The 19600-nt window shown below is 62.3% G+C and carries 17 protein-coding genes; 6 read left to right on the top strand and 11 right to left on the bottom strand.

Features of this window, described 5'->3' with window-relative positions:
* Positions 1-12 precede the first annotated feature (12 nt).
* Positions 13-1299 carry an extracellular solute-binding protein gene (locus BTO02_RS21630; RefSeq protein ID WP_075159301.1) on the bottom strand — a complete coding sequence of 429 codons (1287 nt, stop codon included), beginning with the start codon at positions 1297-1299 and terminating at the stop codon, positions 13-15.
* 306 nt (positions 1300-1605) lie between these two features.
* Between BTO02_RS21630 and BTO02_RS21625 the strand changes: the two genes are divergently transcribed.
* Positions 1606-2670 (top strand): LacI family DNA-binding transcriptional regulator, encoded by a 1065-nt coding sequence (locus BTO02_RS21625; RefSeq protein WP_075159300.1) that lies wholly within the window; start codon positions 1606-1608, stop codon positions 2668-2670.
* Positions 2671-2770: 100 nt separating this feature from the next.
* On the opposite strand, the gene BTO02_RS21620 is transcribed toward BTO02_RS21625, so the two are convergent.
* From BTO02_RS21620 to BTO02_RS21605, 4 genes are all read right to left on the bottom strand, one after another.
* Positions 2771-3691, bottom strand: a complete 921-nt coding sequence (locus BTO02_RS21620; protein WP_075159299.1) for an NADP-dependent oxidoreductase — start codon at positions 3689-3691, stop codon at positions 2771-2773.
* 98 nt (positions 3692-3789) lie between these two features.
* Positions 3790-4209: a cupin domain-containing protein gene (locus BTO02_RS21615; RefSeq protein ID WP_442953477.1), complete on the bottom strand. Its 420-nt coding sequence runs from the start codon at positions 4207-4209 to the stop codon at positions 3790-3792.
* Positions 4210-4259: 50 nt separating this feature from the next.
* Positions 4260-5102, bottom strand: coding sequence for a methyltransferase domain-containing protein (locus BTO02_RS21610; RefSeq protein WP_075159297.1), 843 nt, complete (start codon positions 5100-5102; stop codon positions 4260-4262).
* 35 nt (positions 5103-5137) lie between these two features.
* Entirely contained in the window at positions 5138-6424 is a 1287-nt protein-coding gene (locus BTO02_RS21605) for an MFS transporter (RefSeq protein ID WP_083615304.1), read from the bottom strand.
* Between the two features lie 104 nt (positions 6425-6528).
* Here BTO02_RS21605 and BTO02_RS21600 point away from each other — a divergent pair, with 104 nt between their 5' ends.
* From BTO02_RS21600 to BTO02_RS21590, 3 genes are all read left to right on the top strand, one after another.
* Entirely contained in the window at positions 6529-7518 is a 990-nt protein-coding gene (locus BTO02_RS21600) for a GlxA family transcriptional regulator (protein ID WP_075159296.1), read from the top strand.
* Positions 7519-7781: 263 nt separating this feature from the next.
* Complete coding sequence (locus tag BTO02_RS21595; protein ID WP_075159295.1) at positions 7782-8057, top strand: DUF4148 domain-containing protein; 276 nt, start codon at positions 7782-7784, stop codon at positions 8055-8057.
* A gap of 204 nt (positions 8058-8261) precedes the next feature.
* Entirely contained in the window at positions 8262-8465 is a 204-nt protein-coding gene (locus BTO02_RS21590; RefSeq protein ID WP_075159294.1) for a DUF2970 domain-containing protein, read from the top strand.
* Here the strand turns inward: BTO02_RS21590 and BTO02_RS21585 are convergent.
* The 5 genes from BTO02_RS21585 to BTO02_RS21565 all read right to left on the bottom strand — a co-directional run bounded on the left by BTO02_RS21585 (position 8462) and on the right by BTO02_RS21565 (position 16631).
* Positions 8462-9889 (bottom strand): heavy metal sensor histidine kinase, encoded by a 1428-nt coding sequence (locus tag BTO02_RS21585; RefSeq protein ID WP_075159293.1) that lies wholly within the window; start codon positions 9887-9889, stop codon positions 8462-8464. The genes BTO02_RS21590 and BTO02_RS21585 overlap by 4 nt on opposite strands.
* Positions 9886-10590, bottom strand: a complete 705-nt coding sequence (irlR, locus tag BTO02_RS21580) for a heavy metal response regulator transcription factor IrlR (RefSeq protein WP_075159292.1) — start codon at positions 10588-10590, stop codon at positions 9886-9888. Before irlR ends, BTO02_RS21585 begins: the two co-directional genes overlap by 4 nt.
* On the bottom strand, positions 10578-13823 hold the full coding sequence (locus BTO02_RS21575; RefSeq protein ID WP_075159291.1) for an efflux RND transporter permease subunit: 3246 nt from the start codon (positions 13821-13823) through the stop codon (positions 10578-10580). The genes irlR and BTO02_RS21575 overlap by 13 nt, the downstream gene beginning before the upstream one ends.
* A gap of 62 nt (positions 13824-13885) precedes the next feature.
* Complete coding sequence (locus tag BTO02_RS21570) at positions 13886-15358, bottom strand: efflux RND transporter periplasmic adaptor subunit (RefSeq protein WP_442953520.1); 1473 nt, start codon at positions 15356-15358, stop codon at positions 13886-13888.
* Between the two features lie 16 nt (positions 15359-15374).
* Positions 15375-16631, bottom strand: coding sequence for a TolC family protein (locus tag BTO02_RS21565; RefSeq protein WP_083615303.1), 1257 nt, complete (start codon positions 16629-16631; stop codon positions 15375-15377).
* Between the two features lie 174 nt (positions 16632-16805).
* On the opposite strand from BTO02_RS21565, the gene BTO02_RS21560 reads away from it, so the two are divergent.
* Both BTO02_RS21560 and BTO02_RS21555 read left to right on the top strand, forming a co-directional pair.
* Complete coding sequence (locus BTO02_RS21560) at positions 16806-17249, top strand: hypothetical protein (protein ID WP_075159289.1); 444 nt, start codon at positions 16806-16808, stop codon at positions 17247-17249.
* 13 nt (positions 17250-17262) lie between these two features.
* Positions 17263-17757: an MgtC/SapB family protein gene (locus BTO02_RS21555; protein ID WP_075159288.1), complete on the top strand. Its 495-nt coding sequence runs from the start codon at positions 17263-17265 to the stop codon at positions 17755-17757.
* A gap of 46 nt (positions 17758-17803) precedes the next feature.
* On the opposite strand, the gene BTO02_RS21550 is transcribed toward BTO02_RS21555, so the two are convergent.
* Positions 17804-19579, bottom strand: a complete 1776-nt coding sequence (locus BTO02_RS21550; protein WP_075159287.1) for a phospholipase D-like domain-containing protein — start codon at positions 19577-19579, stop codon at positions 17804-17806.
* Between the last annotated feature and the right edge of the window lie 21 nt (positions 19580-19600).

Below are 19600 nucleotides of genomic sequence, written 5' to 3'. Positions count from 1 at the left end.
CGTTGCAGGGTATCAACCGCCCGCCTTGGCGGCGTTTTCCATTTGCTGCGCGGCGGCTTCGGGCGTCATCGACAGGCCAAACAGCGCCTGCGTCGTGTCCTTATGAACTTCGCCGAGGTGCGGCGGCAAAGCCTGGTCGTACCACAGTTGAACATTCGGTGCGTCGACAATCAGGTTCTGCAGGCGCTTGAGGAACGGGTCGTCAAGTGCGATGTTCTTGACCGGCGGAATCTTGCGGTCTCCGACGCGCGCGCGCATCGCGGCGTCGTCCGTCAGCGACTCGATCAGTTTGAACGCGGCATCCGGGAATTTGCATTCGGTGGAGATGCTAAGAAAGCCATCGCCGACCGTGCCGATCACGTCGCGCGGATCGCCTTTGCCACCGGGCACGCTCGGGAACGGGAAGAAATCGAGCTTCTTCGAGAACGCAGGGTTTTCGCTTTGAATGGTCGATGCTTCCCAACCGCCCATCAGTTCCATTGCCGCACGACCCGAATAGAGCAGGCGGCGCGACGCCCCGACGTCATAGTCGAGACCATTGAAGCCTTGCGCAAATGCACCGGCCTTGACGAGCTGCTGGATGTATTTGCCGGCTTCGACGAAGGCAGGATCGTCAAAACCCTTGCCGGCGCCGTCGAGCGCGGCGCGCACGACGTCCGGGCCGCCGATGCGGTCGACAAGGTACATGTAGTACATCGAACCCGTCCACTTGTTCTTGTTCGCGAGCGCGAACGGCGCGATGCCGTGCGATGTCAGCACCTGCACGACGTGCATCAGTTCGGGCCACGTTGCGGGCGGCTTGAGACTGTATTGCTGGAAGATGTCCTTGTTATAAAAGATCACGGCGGCAGACGCGTTTTCCGCCGCGACGCCATAAGTCTTGCCGTCGAACGTCACGGCCTTCCACGACGACGGCAGAAAGCGGTCGCGATAGGCAGGGTCTTTCTGCAGATACGGCGTGAGGTCGACAATCTGGCCGGCTTTGACGTATTCGTGCAGCGGGCCGCCGCCCCACGATTCGAACACGCACGGCGGCTGGTTGGCGCCGAACGCAACCTTGAGCTTGGTCTTGTATGCATCGTTGATGACGTGCGAATTCTCGACCTTGTAGCCCGGGTTTTTCTGCTCGAATCGATCAGAGGCATCGCGCAGGATCTTGCTCGATGTCGCGTTGGTTTGCTGGTCCCACGCGGTGATGACTTTCGCGTCTTGCGCGTGGGCCGCCGTGCCTGCTGCGATTGCCAGCAAGGAGCAGAGTGCAGTGAGGCCTATCGCCTTCGATACCGCCGCATACGCCATCTTGAAGTCTCCATCGTTAGAATAGGGAACGACTAACGGTATCCTTAACGTTAGAGATGGTAGTAACGTCGCCAAATGGTGGCCAGATGAGGTTAACCCTCAAGCGCGCGGCGAACGCTGTACGCGATTTGCATATAAGCGGGAAGAGCCTTGTAGGCAGTGGATTTTGGTTAGATGCGCGCGGCCCATAAAAGCCCTGATTGCGCTTCGGATCTGTTCGCTTAGAATGAATGCAGAATGAACGTTAGCGGTAACGTAGTCTATGTTTAATGTCCCATCTTTCATCACCCGCTTGCGACTGACGGCATGACCAAAGAAAATCCCACGCTGGCAGACGTAGCGCGGCTGGCCGGCGTATCGCAGATGACCGCGTCGCGTGCGCTCAACGGCCGCGCTGGCGTTTCGCGCGAGACGCGCGACGAGGTGCTGCGCATTGCGTCCGATATCGGCTACGTCGTCAATCGCACGGCGCAAAAACTATCGGGCGGGCGCAACGGCATTATCGGCATCATCACGCCGACGCTCGATACGCAGTTCTCGAGCGAACTGATACTCGGCGCCGGCCGTGCCGCTAGGGCTGCCGGCTGCGAGGTGCTCATCTATACGATGTCCGATGAGGACAGACGCATGCATCAAGACGTGCTCGGGCTGGTGCGGCAATTCTCCGATGCGTTGCTTGCGATTCTGCCGCGTGAATCGCTATGGCTCGATTCGTTAGCGAAAGCGAATCTGCCCGTCGTGGTGATCGATCAGCGCGGCACGATGAACCGGTTTCCGTCGGTATCGGTCGATAACTACGGCGGCGCCCAGCTTGCGGTCGAGCATCTGATCGAGCTTGGACACTCACGCATTGCGTTCTTGGGCGGAGGGAATTCGATCGAAGGCGTGCGCGACCGCCAACGCGGGTATGTCGATGCGCTCGCGCGACATGGGCTGCCGCATGCGCCCGAGTTGATTGCATCGGGCGACCTGTCGCAAATGACGGCTTTCGAAGTGGCCTCGAGGCTGCTCCATCTTGCCGACCCGCCTACCGCAATTTTCACGGCCAACGATCAAAGCGCTTTTGGCGCGATCGCCGCGGCGCGCGAAGCCGGGCTGCGCGTACCCGACGATATCTCGGTGGTCGGCTTTGACGACATTCCGATGGCGGAGCAGTTCCATCCGGCGCTCACCACAGTACGGCAGCCGTTCCAGCAGATGGCCAGTTCAGCGGTGAATACGTTGCTTGCGCAGGTAGCGGGCAATGATGCGGGCGCGCAGAGGGTTACGTTTGCGGCGGAACTGGTTGTCCGCGATTCGAGCGGGACGGTCGCATCCGTGCGCCGGCGTTCGGGTGCGCTACAGAAGAGACGGAAGCCCGGTCATGCATGACATGCTTCCGATCGACGTGCGCACGATTCGATCTGCGGCGTTTGTATCGCGTTTGTATTCGCTTAGGGTCGCTTGCTCCGCTATGCCTGTTTCGCCGCGTTCAAGGAACAAGAACGATTTTGCCAGGCTTGTGCGGCGCACCTTCGATCATCTGGTGTGCGCGACGCGCTTCGGCGAGCGGCAGAACTTCGCCCACGCGGGTCTTGAGTCGATGGTCTGCCGCGAGGCTGCCGAGCGTTTCGAGAATGCCGGTTTCAACGCGAACCAGAAGGAAGTCGGATCTCACGTGCCGCGGCAGTAAGGCCGCATCGGGCTTCTGCACTGCCGACACGACAACGCCGCCCGGCCGCACGAGCGCATAGGATCGCTCGAGCGCCTCACCGCCGACCGTATCGATCACGGCGTCGAAACCGGCGGACCACGCTTCGACGCGGTTCATATTCCGCTCGATGATTTCGTCTGCGCCGAAAGCGCGGACATGATCCGCCTGAGCATCCGACGCGGTTGCAACGACATGCGCACCGGCAAGCCGGGCGATCTGAACGGCGAAGGCGCCGACGTTGCCGAAGCCGCCGAGCACCAGAACGCGTTGGGCGGGCTTGATACCTGCGAAGTCATGCAGCATTTGCCACGCGGTTACCGCTATGACGGGCAGCGATGCGGCTTCTTCGAAACTCACGCCGGCGGGTTTGGCCGCAATCATGTCAACCCTGGCTTTTGCATACTGCGCGTAGCCTTCGGTAAATCGAAGGTTGGTGACGCCGAATACTTCGTCGCCCTCCGCGAATTGTGTCACGCCGCGCCCGACCTCGACGACCCGGCCCGCGATGTCGGAGCCGGGCGTGAGAGGCAGCGGCTGCGGAAGGACGCTGTTTCCGGCGCGAATCCACGCATCCCACGGACCGACACCCGCGGCCATCACCTTGACGACGACTTCTGCTTCGCCCGGTGTGGGAACAGGAAGCTGGCGAAGCGCGAGGACGTCCGGTCCACCAAACTTTTCAATTTGAACTGCTTGCATCGATGTTGTCACGATCTGCTCTCCTGGTCGCGGGGTCCAACGCATCTGGGTGCGCAGTGCAGCGGCGGCCGGTCAAGGTTGAAAATTCATGGACGGGTTCAGCGCGCGAGCGGCTCTTTGACGGGTTCATGGCCTGATGTCACCGCGAATATCAGTAACTTCGCCGGCTGCGATTTGCTCGCGTTGCGGGACACCACATGATGTGCGCCCGGCGGTTCGTACCACGCCTCACCGGTACCATAGGTTCTAGGCGGCGTGCCCGCAAGTTGCGATTCGACGCTGCCCTCTACGACGTACGCGAAGATCGACCCCGGGTGCTTGTGCGGCGAGGAAGCCTGGCCCGGCGCATACGTGACAGTGGCGACAAGAATCGTTTTCGAGGGCGCCTCTGGAATCGTCTGCTGCATGACAGGCGAAACCGTTTCTTCATCGGCAGCCTGCGCGAGTGCCGGCCGCGGGATCGTCAGCGCCAGCAGTGCGATCGCTAGAGCGGCCCAGGGGATTGTCCAACGGCTCAACCGCCGAACTTTCCGGATCGAATTGATTTGGGTATGCATAACTTATTCCCTTACGCGGCAATGCGCGCGATCATCGTATAGAAGTTGCACGACGCGAAAAACCGGCCGTTTGCAGACGCGCGCTCGAGCCCGGCTGCATAGTGATCCGCATCGTCCACCGACATCACACCCGATTTCGGCAGCAGCGTGCGAAAGGTCGCAAGCAGCGACTCCCAGAAGTCGGCGCGCCCGATGTCGGCCGCCACATAGGCGCGAGACCATTCGAGACGAAAGCCGTTTTCGCCGAGAAGCTGCGGCATCAGACGCATCACGCGGCCATGCGCTTGTCCCGATACGCCGAGGAGCCGATCCGTTTGCGCACCGCCATCGGGTGCATCGGTCGCGAATGTGAGCGACTCGAAGTCGCCGTCGAAAACCACGACGCGCCCGCCGGGCCGGAGCAGACGCCGAGCCTCGCGAAGCACCGTTGCTGGGTCGACCACGTGGCTTAGCAGGGTGTGCATGATGACGACGTCGAACCGGTCTTGTGGTTCGACGATCGAATGCGCATCGCCAACCAGAAAATCGATTTTCCCGGCAACGCCTTCCTCCGCTGCGAGGCGTGCGCCCATTTCGACCAGATGCGCACTGATGTCGATGGCGGTGATGCGTCCCTTCACGTCGGTACGCTTTGCTAGTGCACGCGGGATGACGCCCGTGCCGCAGCCCAACTCCAATACGGCCTCTTCGCGGCCGAGGCGCAATGCGTCCATGTAGTGACCGATGACGTCTGTAAAGAACGGGTGCTTTCCGCGCACCTCGAGTCTTTCGGCAATTGCGGCAAGCGACTCGGTATCGGCATCGAAGGTGCGGGCGAAGACGTCGCGACCGGTGAATTGTGTCTGTGTAACCATGAATCTTCCATTCAAACAAAAATTGCTGAGCCTCATCAGGCATCGACCCGGGCCCTGCCTCGCGCACTGCCCGCCGAAAGTCCGCATGCTGCTTCTCCGGTATCGCGTTCGCGAGCGGGTCCCAGCGTGCTTGATGCGTTCGTGTGGTTCGTCAAGCGATGCATTTCTCCCCGTGCGTGTTCGCGTGTCCGGTAACGAAATGCCGCTTCTGAAAGAACAAAGGCGACCGCGATGAGCGCCGCGCCGACCATGCTCAGGTAGTGCCGGTCGACGAACAGCAGAACCAACCCGCCCAGCACGGCGGAGCAGGCGAGTCCGGTATAGGTAGCGGTGTTGTTCAAGGCCAGTACGAGCGGTGCCGCGTTCGGCGCCTGTTCGACGAGCCGATGCTGTTGCGGCACGAGAAGACCCCAGCCGCAGATGCCCCAGATGATCAGCGCCATCATGGCCCCCATCGTGTGAGCCGAGGTCCACGGCAGTGCGCAAAAATTGACGATGGCAATGCAAAGCGCCACGTTCACGATAATGCGGCTCGGAAAGCGGTCGACGAGCCGGCCGCACAGCACGTTGCCGACCGTGGCGGCGATTCCCCAGACGAGCAACATGCCGGCAAGAATGCGTCCATTGCCGAGGGTCACGCGATCGAATACGAGCCCGACGTAGGTATAGATCATCAGGAAGCCGCCGAACGCAAACAACGACGTCAGCAGCGTCAGCGCGATCGGGAGTTCGCGAATGGGCTTGAGCCGCTCTTCAAGCGTGACGACCGGTGTTGCCGGGAGCGAGCGCAGCATCGTCCATACGCCGAGCATCGCGATCAGCCCGAGCAGCGTGACGAAACACAGCGTCGTGCGCCAGTTGCCGAACCCGCCGATCAATGTGCCGATGGGAGCGCCGAGCGCTGTTGCGCCGGTCAGGCCGGCTGTCACGATCGACAGCGCTCGGCCTCGCTTTTCAGGCGGCGCTAGCGCCGAAGCGACACCGAGGGCGGTAGGCGAGAACAGGGCCGCGCCAAACCCGGCGAGAACGCGGCTGAGAAGCACCATGTCGATGTTCGTTGCGACGGCGCTGATCGCATTGCCGGCCACGAAAATACCGAGCGCCAGCACCAGAATGAGCTTGCGGGGCCAGCCGCCCGCGATTGCCGCCATAACCGGCGCCATGACCGCGTATGACAACGCGTAGAGCGTGACCATCTGGCCGGCGATGCTCACGGACGTATGAAGCGATGAAGCAACGCCAGGAAGAATGCCGGCCACGACAAAATTGTCGGTGCCCATCGCGAACATCCCTATCGCGAGCATCAGTAATCGACGGTCCATTTCAACATCTCCTTCCGATGACAGGGCAAAGGATAGGGATTGTTGACGGCTTCTCAAACGTCAGATATACCCTCAATTCATGACGTGCTGGACGGAGGGGCCATATGCATAGCGTCGGGTTCGTCGTGTTTCCCGGCTTTTATATGATGGGTTTCGCGGCGGTCACCGCATTCGAGCTGGCCAATCTCGTGCTCGGAGAGTCCGCGTACGAGGTGTCCGTCGTTTCCGAAACGGGCGGGCTGATAGCGGCGGCGTCGGGAATTCGTATCGATAGCGAGCCGTTCGGCGACGCCGTATTCGACACGGTCATGTTCGCTTCAGGCGTCGAAACCGACCTGTGCTCGCCTGCGCTCACAGCCTTTGTCAAACATGCGCTCAAGACATCGCGGCGTGTCGCGGCGCCGTGCACAGGGGCGTTCGTTCTGGCCGAATCCGGTGTGCTCGATGGCCGTCGAGCGACGACTCACTGGCGCTTTGCCGGCGATCTGCAGCGTCGCTTTCCCGAAGTGGCGGTCGACGAAGATCAGATTTTCGTCGTCGATGGCTCGATCTGGACATCGGCGGGCATGGCGGCCACGATCGACATGGCGCTTGCCATGATTGAGAAAGATCACGGCAAGGACGTATCGCGTACGGTCGCGCGCAAACTCGTCGTGTATCACCGGCGTGCCGGCGGTCAGTCGCAGTTTTCCGCGCTGCTCGAGCTCGAGCCTAAATCCGACCGGATCCAGAAAGCGATCGACTATGCCGTTGCGCACCTGCGTAATGCGCTGTCCGTCGAGGAACTGGCGGAGGTGGCAAGTCTTAGCCCGCGACAGTTCAGCCGGGCGTTCACCGCAGAGACCGGCGAGTCGCCCGCAAAGGCCGTCGAGCGGCTGCGTGTGGAAGCGGCCCGGTTGATGCTCGAGCAGGGACGCCATTCGATGGATGTCATTGCGAACGAAGTGGGCTTTTTCGACCGGGATCGAATGAGGCGCGCGTTCGTCCGCACCTTAGGCGAGCCGCCGCAATCGGTCCGGCGCACTGGGCGGGAAAACCGGGCAGTGCCGGAACCGGAAGACGATGGCGGCACGCCGTCCCCTGATCAGGTGTGAACGTAGAACCTCCATTGCGCCCGCTCGCATTCGACGCTGCCGGGCAATGCATTCGCGATCCAGACGGTAACTATTGTTTGCTTGCGCGCGCAACGGTCGTGCGCGAATCCCGGTTCGTAGCGACCCGAAACGCGGCAACAAGGGCGCCATGTCCGCTCCCCTCCAGATTTGTCATCTGCCGCTCATCGTTGCGCACCGTCTCCACTCCAAACTGAAGCTCAGATCAGCCATTGAGGTCGATCGAACTTCAAAGGAGAAATGCCATGAGTACCGCGAAGCTCACCCTGCTGGCCTTTACCGCGTCGCTGAGCGCCGTTTTCGTTGCGCAAGCCGCGCTAGCCCAGGGAAAAACCCGCGCACAGGTCCAGCAGGAACTCGCGCAGGCCCGTCACGACGGCATGATCCCGATCAGCAAAACCAGCTATCCTCCGAGCAGCGAGCAGATCGCCCGCAATAAGGAGTTGCACGCTATCTCGAAGCATGCGGGTGAGGCGAATCCGGGCGTCGACCATCACGATGGCGCGATCGCATCACGCTAGCCATCGGCTCGCCGCCGCCGGTTCATTGCGGCGGCGGCCAAAGCCGCATAGCGGGGCAAGGCCCGCTTCCCGCGACAAATTGCCACCGATGCTTCGCGAATTCGACGCGCATCTGCTGCTGTTTTCAATTCCCGAACGCTCCGATGATGAGGGCAACTCGATAAGGGCAACCCCCGTCGACCCCAGACCTTCAGGAGCAGAGCCATGGAATTCGTCCGCCTCGTCCGTATCGTCCTTGCGAGCTTCTTCGGCGTGCGCAAGCGCACGTCCCACGAATCGGACTTCGCTAACGTCAATATCGTTCTGCTGCCGTTTGTCGCCGTGCTCATGGCCTTCTGCATCGGCGCGGTCATTTTCGGCGTCGTGCATCTCGTCGCACATGCGACGGCGACAGTGCAGGGGTTCTAGGTCGAAGCCCGTTGCGCACATGCCGGAAACTTCAGCCAGAACGTCGTGCGCACATGCGGCTCGCTTTCCACGCCGCATTCGCCCCCGTGCAACTGCATGATCGACCTGACGATCGCGAGCCCGAGCCCGGCGCCACCCGTGCCCGACGCGAGATTGTGCCGCGCGGGGTCAGTGCGGTAGAACCGCTCGAAAATGCGCGCGCGGTGCGCCGCTTCGATGCCTGGCCCCGCATCCGACACCGTGAGCATCGTGTCGCCATTGCCGGTTGCGAGACAGTGAATGTCGACTGTCGATCCCTGCGGCGCATGAGCGAGCGCATTCGACAACAAATTGCTCAACGCGCGCTGGAAAAGCAGCGGGTCGCCGTAAACCACGCCCGCGCCGCGCACATCGAACCTCACTGAAGCGCATTCGGCCATCGGTTCATAAAAGCCGGCGACACGCGAGGCTTCCGCGAACGCATCGAACATTCGCATGGTGACCGCGCTCTGCGTACTATCGGCGCGCGCGAGAAACAGCATATCGTCGATCATTCTCGACAGGCGCTGATATTCGTCGACGCTCGTCTCGATGACTTCGCGATACTCAGCAGCCGAGCGCTGCCGCGACAACACGACCTGCGCATGCGCGAGCAAATTCGTCAACGGCGTGCGCAGGTCGTGCGCGAGATTCGACGAGAACTGCGCAAGGCGCGTGAACGATTCGTCGAGGCGCGCCAGCATGCCGTTGAATGCGCGTCCCAGATCCTGCAGTTCGCCGGCGCCCTGCAGATCGGGCAGCGGATGCGCAAGACGGCTCGTCGACATGTCTTCCGCCTGTGCGACCAGCCGCCGCAAAGGGCTGAGTCCGACCAGCGCGATGCCATACGCAAGGCATGCCGCAATCAGCACGCCGCACACCTGAATCAGCACGATCGTGTAGGCATAGGTGCGCAGCAACGCGCGATCTGCGTTGGCGTCGTATTGCACGACCACACGCACGCCATTCTCGCTTGTTGCAAGAGGAATAGCGGTCGCGAGATAGCGAAGCGCAACTCGAGGCTCTTGAACGACGATCGGCGCGGGCACCAGTCGCGCGCGTTCGAGTGTTGCGGCGACGCGCGCGTCGTGCCGATAGCCGGGCGTGCTCAGCAACCGGCGGTCGGCGCTATCGAAGATCGCAAGGCTCAGATTTGCATGCCCATGCAGCATGTCGATCCACGTCTGCGTCAGGTACGGAATCTCCTCGATCGCGCGCACCTGTGGCAAATGCGCCTTGAGCGCGGACATCGTCGCATCCATTTCGGCGGTTGCCGATGCCTCGATGCGGTTGCGCAGCGCCTCATACAGCGTGAACCCGCTCAACGCGAGCACGGCCGTGCTCGACGCGACGATCAACACCGTCAGGCGTGCCCGTAGCGTACGCGGCAGAATGTCGGTCCTCATGGCTGACCCGCACCATCGCACGTAGCGCCGCTGCCGCGCTGCTCGAGCACGTATCCCATTCCGCGCACGGTATGAATCAGTTTCGGCTCATAGGTGTCGTCGATTTTCGCGCGCAAACGCCGGATCGCTGCGTCGACGACGTTCGTATCGCTGTTGAAATTCATATCCCACACCTGCGATGCAATCGTCGCGCGCGGCAGGATTTCGCCCTCGCGGCGCATCAACAGCCACAGCAACGAAAACTCCTTGGCGGTCAGCAGAATCGTCGTGCCCTGACGCAGCGCCTTGCGTCGCGTCAAGTCGAGTTCGAGATCGGCGATTTTCAGTGTCGTTGCATCGCGCGGCTGGCCGCGCCGCAAAATCGATCGCGCCCGCGCGAGCAGTTCGACGAAGTCGAACGGCTTTGCGAGGTAATCGTCGGCGCCGAGTTCGAGGCCCTTTACACGGTCGTCCACATCGTCGCGCGCGGTGAGGAACAGCACCGGTGTCGACTGCGTGCGCCGCAGGTTTTGCAGAACCGTCCAGCCGTCCTTGCCCGGCAGCATCACGTCGAGGATGATCAGATCGTAGTGCTCGGTTTCCGCCTGATGCAATCCCGTCACGCCGTCTTCAACCCAGTCGGTTACAAAACCCGCTTCGTTCAGGCCTTTTTTCAGATACTGGCCGGTTTTCGGCTCGTCTTCGACAATCAGGATTCGCATTGCACATCACCTCGGCGACTTCGGAGTAACGAAACGTTGAACTTGCCGCGTGCATAGGCGGCGCGGTAAAGCACGGGCAAAACGAACAGCGTGAGCACGGTCGACGAAAGGATGCCGCCTATCACTACCGTCGCGAGCGGGCGCTGCACTTCGGCGCCGGTTCCCGTGGCGAACGCCATCGGCACGAAGCCGAGTGCGGCGACAAGGGCAGTCATCAGCACCGGCCGCAGACGGGTCAGCGCACCCGTACGCACGGCGGCGTCGAGATCGATACCCTCTTCGCGTAACGTGCGGACGAACGACAGCATCACGAGCCCGTTCAGCACCGCCACACCCGATAGCGCAATAAAGCCCACAGCCGCCGTAATCGAAAACGGCAGCCCACGCAGCCACAGCGCAACGATGCCGCCGCTGAGCGCGAACGGAATGCCCGTGAAGACGAGCAGCCCATCCTTGACATTGCCGAACATCACGTAGAGCAGGACGAATACCATCAGCAGCGCGGCTGGCACGACAATGCGCAAGCGCTCGCCGGCGCTTTGCATCTGCTCGAATTGCCCGCCCCATGCAAGCCAGTAGCCGGGCGGGATCGATACGTTCTGGCCGACCTTCGCTTTAGCTTCGGCGACGAAGGAGCCGACATCGCGACCGCGCACATTAGCGGTTACGACGATGCGCCGCTTGCCGTCTTCGCGGCTGATCTGATTCGGGCCCGGTGCGACATCGAGCGAGGCGAGTTCGGACAGCGGCACATAGGACGGGCGCGTGGCCGCGCTCGACGCGGTTGACCCGTTAGCCGAGGTAGGCGCAGTTCGCGCGATGGGCGCGGCAACTGTACCTACGGCCGACGGCAACGAAACCGGCAGCCGTGCAAGTGCCTCGGGATCGGAGCGCAGCGCATCGGGGAGGCGCACGACGATATCGAAGCGCCGGTCGCCCTGAAACAGCAGGCCTGCATTGCGTCCGCCGACGGCGGCCGCGACCGCGTCCTGCGCGTCGCCGATGCTCACGCCATAACGGGCGAGCTTGTCGCGATCGAATGCGACGGTGAGCACCGGCAAGCCCGCCGTCTGTTCGACCTTCACCTCCGAGGCGCCCGGCACTCGAGACAGGGCGGCAGCCAGCCGGTTGCCGGTTTCGCTTAGCACCGACATGTCGTCGCCGAACAGCTTTAATGCGACATCGCTGCGAACGCCGGAGATCAGCTCATTGAATCGCAACTGGATCGGTTGAGAAAATTCGTAGGCGTTTCCTGGAAGATCTGACAGAACATTCTCAATTTCTTGTCGCAACTGCTCGTGTCGCTTGCCCGAGTCCGGCCACTGCGCAACAGGCTTCAGCATGATGTAGCCGTCGGACAGATTGGGCGGCATCGGATCCGCCGCGATCTCCGCGGTGCCCGTGCGAGCGAACACGCGCTCGATCTCGGGAAAACGTTGTTTCAATGTCGTTTCAAGGGTTTTTTGCATTTCAACGGATTGCGAAAGACTCGTGCCCGGCACGCGCAGCGCGGCGACCGCGAGATCGCCTTCGTTCAGGCTCGGAACAAATTCGCTGCCCAGCCGCGTGGCCAGCAGCAGTGCGCCGCAAACGATCATCGTGGCTCCCGCGAGCACGCGCCCCGGATGACCGATGAACAGGGAAAGGACGCGCTCATAACGCCGCTTCGCCCAGCCCATCAGCCGGTTTTCCTTCTCTTCGATACGCTTGCCGATGAAAAGTGCAATGGCCGCCGGAATGAACGTGACCGTCAGCGCCATCGCGGCAGCGAGCGCGAACACGACGGTGATCGCCATCGGATGGAACATCTTCGCTTCGACGCCCGTCAGCGCGAAGATCGGCACGTAGACGACCATGATGATCAGTTGCCCGAAGATCAGCGGGCGCCGCGCTTCCCGCGACGCGGCGAACACTTCGGCAAAGCGCTCGTCGCGCGTGAGCACGCGGCCGGCAAGCGCCTGTGCGTGGGCGAGCCTTCTGACGCAGTTCTCGACGATCACCACCGCGCCGTCGACGATGATTCCGAAATCGAGTGCGCCAAGACTCATCAGATTCGCGCTGACCTTCGCATTCGCCATACCGGTGAATGTGATCAGCATCGATAGCGGAATAACGAACGCGGTGATCAGCGCGGCGCGAACATTCCCTAAGAACAAAAACAGAATCGCAATGACGAGCGCCGCCCCTTCTATAAGATTTTTCTTAACCGTCTGAACGGCTTTATCGACGAGCGTCGTTCGGTCATAGACCGGCACCGCACGCACGCCAGGCGGCAAGCTGCGATTGACTTCGACCATCTTCGCCGCGACCGCTTTCGCAACCGTGCGGCTGTTCTCGCCCATTAGCATGAACACGGTGCCGAGCACCACCTCGCGCCCATCGGCGGTAGCGGCGCCGCTGCGCAGTTCGCGTCCGATGTCGACCTGCGCGACGTCTTTCACGCGTACCGGTATGCCGCCGGTATTGTTGAGCACGATGCCGGCGAGCTCGTCGGCGGAACGCGCCTGTCCCGGCACCCGTACGAGATACTGTTCGCCGCGTTTCTCGATGTAGCCGGCGCCGACGTTGTCGTTATTGCGCTCGAGCGCGCGGACGATATCGGCGAACGTGAGCCCGTACGAGATCAGTTTCGCCGGATCCGGTGCGACCCGAAACTCCTTCACGTATCCGCCGATCGAGTTCACTTCGGCAACGCCCGGCACGTTGCGCAGTTGTGGCTTGATTACCCAGTCCTGCAATTCGCGCAGATCGGTCGGCGTGTAGCGCGCGCCGTCCGGCTTGCGTGCATCGGTGTCGGCCTCCACGGTCCACAGGTAGATCTCGCCGAGCCCCGTCGACGTCGGCCCCATGGCGGGCTCGATGCCGGGCGGCAGCTTGCCGCGCGCTTCCTGGAGGCGCTCGTTCACCAGTTGCCGCGCGAAATAGATGTCGGTGCCGTCCTTGAAAATCACGGTGACTTGCGACAAGCCGTAGCGCGATATCGAACGCGTTTGCTGCAGATGCGGCAGACCGGCCATGGCCGTTTCTATCGGAAAGGTGATGCGCTGCTCGGCTTCGAGCGGCGAATACCCGGGCGCCGTCGTATTCACCTGGACCTGCACGTTGGTGATATCGGGCACGGCGTCGATCGGCAGCCTGCCGTAGCTGTAGACGCCGATTGCAGCCACTGCGGCGGTCGCGAGCAGCACGAGCCAGCGGTGCGCGATCGCGGCGCGTATCAGGTGTTCGAACATTTGCGGTGTGACCTCATGGGTGGGACGCGGCGACGAGAAAGGCGCTGGTGTCGTGCATCGCGTCAGTGGTCTTCCGCGCTGCCTTTGCCGAGTTCCGCCTTCAGCACGAACGCGTTTGCCGCGGCATACTGCTGCCCCGGCTGCAGGCCGGCGACGATTTCGACGGTCTGCGCGTCACGCCGCCCGGTTTGCACCGGTTGTGCGACGAAGCCCTTCGGCGACAGGACGAACACGGACGGCGCGCCGTCGATGTCGAGCAATGCATCGGCGCGCACGGCGACGGGCACATCGCGGGCATCGGCATCGACGGCTACATCGACGAACATGCCGGGCCGCCATGCACCGCCCGGATTCGGCAACACGACGCGAGCAGGCGCGGTACGCGTCGCTTCGCCGAGCAATGCGCCGACGAAGGCGATGTGCCCGCTCGCGCTCGACTCGAACGCGGTGGCGCTGACGGTTACCGCGCGGCCGACGCGCACGTCGTTCAGACGCTGCGCGGGCACGGCCATTTCGGCCCAAACGGACGTGAGATCCGACAGCACGAAGACGTTGGTGTCGCCGGCGACCGCTTCGCCTGCCACGATGTGCTTTTCTATGACGGTTCCCGCGAACGGCGCGCGCAATTCATAGCGATTCAACGCGCCTGCGCTGGCGTTCGCGTCGAGTGCTGCAAGCTTCTGACGCGCGTTTTGAGCGGCGATTTCGGCTTCACGCAGTTGCGTTTGCGCTTGCAGATAATCCTGTTCGGCGGAGATGCGCTCCTGCCACAGCGACCGTTCGCGTTCGTACGTGGTGCGCGCGGCGCTCAAGCGGCGCTGCGCGGCAAGCAGTTCGCTGCGGCGGTCCGCGAGATCCGGGCTCGATATCACCGCGAGCAGTTGCCCCTGCCTGACGGTCTGCCCGATCGATACGTCCACGCGTTCGACAATGCCCGCGACGCGCGGCACGACGTGCGCGGTGTGGTCTTCGTCGAGCCTGATTTCGCCGGGCAGACGAAGGCGGTCGACCACCTGCGCGGGCCCGGCCCGGGAGATTTCAATTCGGCTAGCTTTGATCTGCTGCGCGTTGAGCGCGATGGCCCCGTCTGCCTGCGAGAACGTGAACGAGGCAGAGCGGCCACCCGCTGTCACCGCGATCATTGCGTCGAATACATGCGGCCGCGCGATCGCTGTGCTGGTGGTGAAGCGCGATGCCGCGTCGGCGGCGAAGCTCAACGGTTGACGCGTGCCGTCATAACGGCCGAGCGATCCGGTCACGCTGACATTCTTCGTGGCGCGCTTGCCGTCGACGAAAGGCAAAACGACGAGCCGTGCGTCCCCGTCCTTTTCGGACATCGACACTTCGATCGAGAGCGCGCCGCTCGTCAGCAGCGTGCCGCCGCTGCTCCCCGTTGGACGATCGGTTGCGATTGCGACTTTAGCGGGCAGTGCTGCTGCGCTTGCCGGTTCGCGCGCCCGCACGAGCACGGCGACGATAATCGCGATCAGAATAAAGGCGCTAATCATGGCACTGGTCCTGTATTTGCGCGGCAAGATCGAATTTTTCATGTCAGTAGCCCATGGAAGTAATGGCATCGCGTCGGGTTGGAGACGCTGGAGCGCCGACTAGCCGTCCTATCTCCGCGTAGGCGCGATGCGCATCGTCGAGTGCCTGCACGTATTGCGATTCGCCTTGGAACAGGGTGCGCTGCGCGTCCAGCACGTCGAGAAATGCGAACTTTCCGAGTTCGTAGCCGCGCGACACCGCGTCGAGCGCCTCGCGGGCCGCGGGCAGCACATCGGCCTTCAGGCGGCGCGCTTCGCCGGCGGCGGTTTCGTATGCGGCATAGGCTTGCGTCAATTCGAGCTGCAGACGTGCGTGTGCGGCGTCGACGTCCGCATCGGCTTTTTCCGCCTGATGCACGGCCTCTAACAACGCGCCCTTGTTCGTATCGAAGACCGGCAGCGGAATCGAGATACCGATCACCGCCTGATTGATCGCCGCGCCGGCGGTCGAGATGCGCTTCATGCCGGCGCTGATCGTGATGTCGGGAATGCGTTTCGCTTTTTCCACCGTGATCGCGGCGTTCGCACGCAGGGCTTCGGCGCGCGCCGCGCGTGAATCAGGTCCGCCGTCGATGCGCGGGAGAAGCTCGGTTAAAGGCTCGACTGACGCGAGCGTATCGAGATCGCCTGTTGCGGTACGCGTGCGCGCCGCCTCGCTGCCGGTCGCATTCGCAAGCGCGTCGAGCGCGGTGGCCACGCGGCGGCGCGCATTGGCCGTTTCGATGTCGGCCGCGCTGGCGGCCACGCGCGCCTTCGTCGCTTCGACCGGCGACACCTTGCCGGCCCGCGCGCGACGATCGGCGATGCCGGCGGAACGCGCGGCGAGTTGCGCCGACTCATTGGCCACCTGCAATTGGCGCTGCGCGGCGAGCAGACCGTAGAAGGCGCTTGCGACATCCGCCTGCAACGCGGCCGCACGGCTATCGAGCGAGGCAAGCGCAGCCTCGCGCCGGTAGGACGCGACATCGAGGCGTGCATTGCGTTTGCCGCCGAGTTCGATCGTCTGGTTGATAAGTGCAGTCGAGGTGCGGTCTGCGCCGCTGAATCCTTCCTGCAATAGCGACAGCGATGGATTCGGGCGCGCAGCGGCTTGCATGATTGCGCCGCTGGTCGCGTCGGCATTGAAGTGGGCGCTGCGCAATTGCGGATTGTTTTGTGCAGCAAGCGCGAATGCGTCGTCGAGCGTGAGAGGCTCCGCACGGGCCACTGTTGCTCCTAACGAGACCACCGCAAGGAATGTTGAAAGTGTGTATCTGAGCATGTGGCGAACGCATCGTGAGACTGGATGCGATTGATGCTACGGATCGGGCACAGTGCGAAGATGAGCCGAACATGACATTTCCGTCATGTCGTCAATTGTGTTTGCACGCATTTTTCGAGGTATATCCGTCAGCCGGACTAGAATGGTGGGCCTGACTGCTAAACGGAAGATGTGATGAAAGATGCGTTCGAACGTCGGGCACTGCTATTGCACCTCGGCGCGGTGCTCGATGCGATGGACAAGGTTCTGTCCCATTCAGCCGATCACGCGACGATTACGCTGCGCGAGTTTTTATCGGCGCACAGTACGCTTGCGAAGCTGCCGTTGTTGCAGCATGTAGCGGGTGAGATGACCGCGCATGAATTCGTGCGGCTCGTCAGTACGGCGTTTGCCGTGTGGCCGGCGGAATTGCTGGAAACCGCGTTGAATCGCGAGCGTCTTGCGGCCGTGGTGCGCGATACGCTGTTTGCCGCAAACGACGACGGCTGGCGGGCTTATGCGGCAAGCCTGAAAGACGAGGTCTCGTGGTTCGGCGATCAGTTGCCGCCGTTGCCGCGAGCTGCAACCGAAGCGACTGCCGGCCTTTATCCATCGTGGCCGTGGAAACCGCAAAACTGATCTGAACGCGCCTATGCTGCCCGGCCCCATTCTCACTGAAGCGTTGTTGCGGATGATTATCGCCATGCTCGTCGGCTGCATCATCGGCATCGATCGCAACATGCGCGGCAAGCCCACGGGCGTCAAAACGCTTGGCCTCGTCGCGCTCGGCTCGTGCCTCGTGACGATGGCCGGCGCGGGGTTCGCGCTGCATGGGGTGGCCGGCGTCGACGCAACGTCGCGCGCGATTCAGGGCATCGTGACCGGCATCGGTTTTCTCGGCGCCGGCGTGATCGTGCAGAACGCACCCTTCGACAAGATTCGCGGCCTCACGACGGCCGCATCGATATGGGTGACCGCAGCGCTGGGCATTGTGTGCGGGGTCGGCGCGTGGTCCATCGCCCTGATCGCGGCGTTCCTGTTTATGGTGTTGCTGATTTTCGGCCGCGTTGCCGAGCGCGCACTGCATCGGTACTGGCTCGCGAAACCCAAGGAACATCGCGATGCGATGATCGAAAGCGAGGAATAGGGCGGGCATCGCCAACACCGCGCCGATGCGGTACGCAAACGCTGCGTCAGTCGCTAGCCCGATGCGCGAGCGCCACGCGCGCTTTCTGCTCGGGGCTTCCCTCGACGAAATATTTGTCCGCCCATGTCCCGTCCGGCTGCAGGACGAGACGTTCGCGCTTGTGACCGCTCTGCTGTTCGTCGATCGCAATCGCGCGTGCCCGATAGTGTTCGTATAGACGCAGAAACTCCGCGAGATAAATTCCCGCGATGCGCTTGTCGCGAATCTCGAGCAGGTTCTCGTCGTTGAAATGCTCGGAGTTGTTGCTCATATTGGCGGAGCCCGTATAGACGACCGGATTGTCGCCTTCCGCATCGATCACGAGAAACTTGTGGTGGATGATGACGGGCGCATACGGCGGCGCATGTTCGCCGGGGAAGAGCTGCAGCTCCGGTGTAAATCCGTCCGGCACGGTGGCCGGCGAAAAGAACGCCGCATCGATCACATCCTTCTGGTCCTTGCTGCGATGGTAGAGCTCGAGGTTCGCCAATTGAGTGGTATTGAGCACCTTGCCGTCCTGCTGAGCCTGTTCGGCTTCCTCGGCCGATTTTTCGCTGATGTGATTGACGAGCCCGAACATCATGAGCCCTTTGTCGCCGGCCTTGAAACATGCGTCGCGCAGCGGCGCGTCGGTCGGCATAAAGAGGCAGAACACCACCGAATGCCTGGCGGCGCCGATCGCGTCGATAATCGTATCGATTTGCGTACGCTGGTCTTTAGGCTCCGGCGAGAAACACACGCGAATCTTCGCATCGCCAACCATGACCGGTTCGGTCCAACCGTTGACCAGTTTCGCGGTTTCGGCGATCGTCGGATTCTGCGCAAGGCTCGCGGCGCGATCGCTATAGATCTGTGCAAGCGCGGGCGATTCGAACAGATGCAGCACGTTCGCCTGCTCGGTCAGCCCTTCGGTCGTGAAGTTTGCCGAGCCTGTCAATAATTGCGCGGGCCGCGATCCGCCATTGCCGTCGTCGCTCACAATGAACTTGTCGTGCATGATGTGCGTATTCGTTCGTCCGGACAGCGTGGCGATGCCTTCGAGCGCGTTGACGGCGGGCTGGTTCGGCGACGGCAATGTCTTGCCCTTTTCGCGCACCTGATGGGCGTCGTAGACGAGTGCAAGCGCAGTCTTGCCGTGCGTTTTGCCGAACGCTTCGAACGCGGGCAATGCCCACAACGTATCGGTCAGGTGATAGACCGCGGCGACCGCACGTTGCGCATCGGCAAAGATGGTCTTGAAGGTATCTTCGATATCGTTCGCAAGCCAGGTTCGCAACTGCAGCGCCTCGGCTTTCGATGGCGCTTCCTCTGCTTTCAGATGCAGTGCGTCGACCATCCGCGCGAAAGCCTGCGAGCTGACCACCGCACGGTTGAACCAGCTGCCTATCCCGCGTTCGATATGGGCTGGCAATGCAATGCGGCACGTCGCGGCTTCGCTTTCCAGGAGTTCGGGCGCCGTTGGCTTTCCTGTAACCGGATACACTTCGTATTCGAAATGCTGCTGCCGGTCCGGCGGATCGATGCGCGCGTCCCACCACATGAACTTCTGGATCGGCGCGGTATTCGTCGGCGCGTCGCGCTGTGTGTCGCGCACCGGCCCGTCGAAGGTGATCCGGTTCGGCAGCCAGCTGCTCGCTTCGCGCGTTTTACCGGATGCATCGAAAAAGCCCGGCGTCCGTTTGATCGCAAAGCCCAGGAAATCGTCCCGGCCTTTGCCTTGCGGCCAGTCGAATGCCAGCAGCACGAGCGTGGGGGACAGATAAGCGCGCACGACGACAGCCATGAGTTGCCTCCTCGATCGTTG

The organism is Paraburkholderia sp. SOS3, assembly GCF_001922345.1.
Taxonomy (GTDB): domain Bacteria; phylum Pseudomonadota; class Gammaproteobacteria; order Burkholderiales; family Burkholderiaceae; genus Paraburkholderia.
This window is presented reverse-complemented; position numbering and strand designations above follow the sequence as displayed.

Bases quoted from the DNA above. Each gene is read 5' to 3' on its own strand.
- BTO02_RS21630 (WP_075159301.1), bottom strand. From the start codon at position 1,299: ATGGCGTATGCGGCGGTATCGAAGGCGATAGGCCTCACTGCACTCTGC.
- BTO02_RS21585 (WP_075159293.1), bottom strand. From the start codon at position 9,889: ATGAGGACCGACATTCTGCCGCGTACGCTACGGGCACGCCTGACGGTG.
- BTO02_RS21550 (WP_075159287.1), bottom strand. From the start codon at position 19,579: ATGGCTGTCGTCGTGCGCGCTTATCTGTCCCCCACGCTCGTGCTGCTG.
- BTO02_RS21625 (WP_075159300.1), top strand. From the start codon at position 1,606: ATGACCAAAGAAAATCCCACGCTGGCAGACGTAGCGCGGCTGGCCGGC.
- BTO02_RS21605 (WP_083615304.1), bottom strand. From the start codon at position 6,424: ATGGACCGTCGATTACTGATGCTCGCGATAGGGATGTTCGCGATGGGC.
- BTO02_RS21600 (WP_075159296.1), top strand. From the start codon at position 6,529: ATGCATAGCGTCGGGTTCGTCGTGTTTCCCGGCTTTTATATGATGGGT.
- irlR (WP_075159292.1), bottom strand. From the start codon at position 10,590: ATGCGAATCCTGATTGTCGAAGACGAGCCGAAAACCGGCCAGTATCTG.
- BTO02_RS21620 (WP_075159299.1), bottom strand. From the start codon at position 3,691: ATGCAAGCAGTTCAAATTGAAAAGTTTGGTGGACCGGACGTCCTCGCG.
- BTO02_RS21560 (WP_075159289.1), top strand. From the start codon at position 16,806: ATGAAAGATGCGTTCGAACGTCGGGCACTGCTATTGCACCTCGGCGCG.
- BTO02_RS21555 (WP_075159288.1), top strand. From the start codon at position 17,263: ATGCTGCCCGGCCCCATTCTCACTGAAGCGTTGTTGCGGATGATTATC.
- BTO02_RS21595 (WP_075159295.1), top strand. From the start codon at position 7,782: ATGAGTACCGCGAAGCTCACCCTGCTGGCCTTTACCGCGTCGCTGAGC.
- BTO02_RS21610 (WP_075159297.1), bottom strand. From the start codon at position 5,102: ATGGTTACACAGACACAATTCACCGGTCGCGACGTCTTCGCCCGCACC.
- BTO02_RS21565 (WP_083615303.1), bottom strand. From the start codon at position 16,631: ATGCTCAGATACACACTTTCAACATTCCTTGCGGTGGTCTCGTTAGGA.
- BTO02_RS21590 (WP_075159294.1), top strand. From the start codon at position 8,262: ATGGAATTCGTCCGCCTCGTCCGTATCGTCCTTGCGAGCTTCTTCGGC.
- BTO02_RS21575 (WP_075159291.1), bottom strand. From the start codon at position 13,823: ATGTTCGAACACCTGATACGCGCCGCGATCGCGCACCGCTGGCTCGTG.